This is a genomic window from Stenotrophomonas sp. GD04024 (assembly GCF_029837545.1).
Lineage (GTDB): Bacteria > Pseudomonadota > Gammaproteobacteria > Xanthomonadales > Xanthomonadaceae > Stenotrophomonas > Stenotrophomonas forensis.
Genome location: NZ_JAOEDV010000145.1, coordinates 1 through 3767, shown reverse-complemented (window position 1 = coordinate 3767; position 3767 = coordinate 1). Strand labels below are relative to the sequence as shown.

The following is a 3767-nucleotide window of genomic DNA, read 5'->3' as shown; positions in this document are numbered from 1 at the left end:
ATGAATGTAAATCTGTAGGATTACGCCAATACCAGCGTAAGCGTTTTTCCATTTCTGGAGGGCTTTGTTGCACAAACATTCAAAAGCTAAACTTCTTCCAAGTTATCTAAATTTAAGTGGCAACTTGGGTGTGAGGTCGACCTAAATCTGTAAATTTATTTAATACGGCCACACGTGCATGAATCTCATTGACTTGGCTTTGAAAGTTTCTCGCACGGAGTTTATCGCCTAATAATTTAATGCAATGCATCTTGGTTTCTATCAGACTTCTGCGATGATAGCCTGACCAATTTTTCCATATTGTTCTTCCTAAACGTTTAACTGTTCGAAGTAATTCATTTCGCTCTAGCGAGCTGGTCTTCGTATCTTTCCAAGGTTTCGCATTTTTTCTTGGCGGAATCACCGCATGTGCTTGTCGGTCTGCAATTACTTGACGGCATTGCTTGGTGTCATAAGCCCCATCAGTATAGACAGAGTCAATCTGCTCATCTTGTGGAATCTGATCGAGTAAATCACCAAGCACTTGTGAATCACTCACATTATTTGTAGTGAGTTGAATAGCGCGTATTTGAAGGGTTTCAGCATCTATACCAATATGAAGTTTAGGCCATTGGCGACGATATTCAGGTTGGTGTTTCTTACGCTTCCATTCACCTTCGCCTAGAAACTTTAAGCCAGTAGAATCGACGAGTAGCTGGAGGCCATTACTGCTTTTTTGATAGTTAATTGCAATATCAATATGCTTTTGTCTTCTGCAGATGGTGGAATAGTCTGGTGCTGTCCAATCTAATCTATAAAGATGAATGAGACTTTGCACAAAGCCAGTGACCATGCGTAAAGAAAGATGAAATAAGGATTTGATCATTAAACAGCATTGGATGGCTGTATCTGAATAAGTTTGATTTCGACCATGTTTACCTTTGGGTTGAGCGTACTATTGAGTCTTGGGATCAAACCAAATTGAGAGATTTCCTCGATTTATTAATGCACTGTTATAAGAAGACCAATTGGTTGTACGATAGATTTTAGGTGTGGGCTTATTCATTTTAGAATTATATTGTGGAATAAGCCTTTAGAGATAGGTTTGTGCAACAAAGCCTATTTTAGTTTAAATATAAACATGTTATGTTTAATTTGATCTAATATAAATTTGTGGGCTAAGCACATGACTCAAACACGTCCAAGAATGACCAAATTATTTGAACAGCTTGGTTTAGCTTCTACTGAAGAAGCAATGTAAGCATCCGCTGAACGCCATCGCCAAGTTTTAACGGGGTTCAGGTTTCCAGCGGTGAGGTAGTAATTCTTCTATTTGGGGCACTTTATGTGTTGGCAACCTTTTCAGCACATCACTTAAATAGGCATACGGATCCAAGCCATTCAGCTTTGCTGACTGGATTAAAGTCATGATATTGGCAGCTCGTTGACCACTGCGCAGCGAACCTGCAAATAGCCAGTTCTTACGCCCCAAGGCCCAGGGACGCATTTGGTTCTCTATCCAATTATTGTCAATGGGTAGATTGCCATCATCCAGATAGCGGCTTAAAGCAGTCCAACGTTTTAGGCTGTAATTGATCGCCCGGGCGGTTGGAGAACTCGATGGCACCGTCAGCTGATGTTGGTTGAGCCATTCATATAGTTGTTGCATGACCGGTTGACTATGCTGTTGTCGGTATTCGCAGCGGTCTTCCGCTGTACCATCCGTCTTTTTTCTTAATTCTGCTTCTATCGCATATAATTTCTGAATCAGCACTAATGCCTGTTCAGCGACCTGACTTTTCTTGGTCACATGTAGTTCATGGAATTTACGACGTGCATGTGCCATGCAGCCCACCTCAATGACCTGACCTGATCTAAAGCGTGCTTTATAACCACTGTAATCATCACAGACCAAATGACCCTGCCAGCCTTTCAGGAAGTCTTCAGCATGCTGGCCAGAACGGCTATCTTGAAAGTCATAGATCACTGCCTGAACTGGATTGTACTGTGTGCTGGCATAGGCCCAGACATAACCTTTTTTGGGCTTTTTCTCATTTTCACCCATCTGCATGACCGTCACCGGTGTTTCATCTGCATGGATCACCTGCTGTTGCAGTACCACCTGTTTTAAGGCATTGGCCAGAGGTTCCAGTTCCACCCCACAGCGGCCAATCCAGTCAGATAACGTTGATCTAGACAGATCAACACCTGCGCGTAGAAAGATTTGACGTTGACGGTACAAAGGCAAATGATCGGCATACTTTGACACCAGCACATGGCTAAGCAATTCAGGTGAAGCAATGCCTTTATCAATCACATAGGCTGGCATCGCTTGCTGAGTCAGAGTGTCACACTGATCACAGACCCATTTACCACGCACATGCTGTTCCTTATAGAACTGTGCCGGTCTGAAATTCAGTTTTTCACTGACATCTTCACCGATACGACGCAAGGTACAGCCACAACTGCATTGTGTTGATTCAGGTTCATGCTCAATACGGAGGGTGTGTAGATGATCTGGCAACAGCCGACGTTTAGGTTTGTTGACTGGGGCTTTCTGTGCAGCTGCATTGGTTTTATCTGCATTCAGTCGTTCCAGTTCCAGATCAACCGCTGCAATATCTTCTTCAACCGCTTCATCCCAGAGATGGATTTGTTTTGCGGTTAGATGTTCGTTTTTACTGCCGAATTTATGCTGTTTAAATAGTGCAAGCTCATGCTCGTATTTTTGATTGAGAATAGAAAGATGTTGAACTTTAGAATCTAATTGCTGATTGGTGACTTCAAGATGTTGAACTCTGGCATCTAATTGCTGATTTGATTGTTCCAGTTGTTGTTTAGATTGTGCCAGAGACTGATGCTGCATCGCCAACTGTCTGGTAAATTCCAGCAGTTGTTCATGGGTCAGTTGGCTTAAATCAGGCAGCGTATTCATGACCGCAGTATGCCTGAGGTCATGATGCAGAGGAAATAGAACGTTTGGAGAATAGCAGAATGGATGAGCCTGGTTTAGAGCATTGTTACCACTTGCTGCAGTCCGATTCTTTGCCAGGGCAAACCCTGGATCAGTGCCTGTAACTGCTCCGGGCTGATCGCCATACTTTCACCCTGGTGAACTTTAGCCCAGTGGAATTTCCCCTGTTCCAGCCGCCGGGCACACAGCCAGATACCCAGTCCATCATGCACCAGCACTTTCATACGATGGCCACGCTTATTACAGAACAGGTAAGCGCAATGCGGTTTGATGTAGCCAAAGGCTCTCAGCACCTGAGCCATGGCTGTATCCATCCCTGCACGCATGTCCATCGGCTGGGTAGACAACCAGATCTCATCAATACGAATCATTGAGTCAAACCCTGGATCAGCAACAGTAATTCAGTTACTGACTCCACCGGCCAGTCGATCTCGATCATCTGATCCCTTGCGGAACTTGGTGCCTCATGTAATGGAATCCTGATATGAGCGACAGCTTTCTTCTCTGGCACAGGTGGTAGAGGTGCTTCTTGTTTGACTGGAGTCGGGTGAAGAATGACCGGAAGAAAGTCAGTCTGTGGAATGGATGGGGTTTTTAATGCAGGGGGCATTGATCTGGACTGACGAATCCATTTATGTAGCAGATTGGCATTGATCTGATGTTGCATTGCTACCTTGGCCACTGATGTATCTGGCTGCTGGCATTGCTGAATAAGTTGATGTTTAAATTCAGCTGTGAAGGTTCGACGGGGCTTTTTTAGCGTTGGTGCACTGTCTATAACTGTCTTTAAATCCATAAATAGGTGTCCACTTAA

At 44.0% G+C, this 3767-nt stretch carries 3 protein-coding genes and 3 pseudogenes; 1 reads left to right on the top strand and 5 read right to left on the bottom strand.

Features of this window, described 5'->3' with window-relative positions; genetic code table 11:
• Positions 1-73 (bottom strand): annotated as a pseudogene (locus N7590_RS21940) (IS6 family transposase); the annotation flags it as partial.
• A 39-nt stretch (positions 74-112) separates the two neighbouring features.
• Positions 113-1045: pseudogene (locus N7590_RS21935) on the bottom strand (IS5-like element ISAha1 family transposase).
• A gap of 120 nt (positions 1046-1165) precedes the next feature.
• Here N7590_RS21935 and N7590_RS21930 point away from each other — a divergent pair.
• Positions 1166-1237: pseudogene (locus N7590_RS21930) on the top strand (DUF2789 domain-containing protein); the annotation flags it as partial.
• Positions 1238-1267: 30 nt separating this feature from the next.
• Here N7590_RS21930 and N7590_RS21925 read toward each other — a convergent pair.
• The 3 genes from N7590_RS21925 to N7590_RS21915 all read right to left on the bottom strand — a co-directional run.
• Complete coding sequence (locus tag N7590_RS21925; RefSeq protein WP_001094416.1) at positions 1268-2914, bottom strand: IS66-like element ISAba17 family transposase; 1647 nt, start codon at positions 2912-2914, stop codon at positions 1268-1270.
• A 74-nt stretch (positions 2915-2988) separates the two neighbouring features.
• Positions 2989-3324 (bottom strand): IS66 family insertion sequence element accessory protein TnpB, encoded by a 336-nt coding sequence (gene tnpB / locus N7590_RS21920; protein ID WP_000618090.1) that lies wholly within the window; start codon positions 3322-3324, stop codon positions 2989-2991.
• Positions 3321-3767 (bottom strand): transposase (locus N7590_RS21915; RefSeq protein WP_279935903.1); only part of this gene is annotated, 447 nt, incomplete at its 5' end. The genes tnpB and N7590_RS21915, both read right to left, overlap by 4 nt.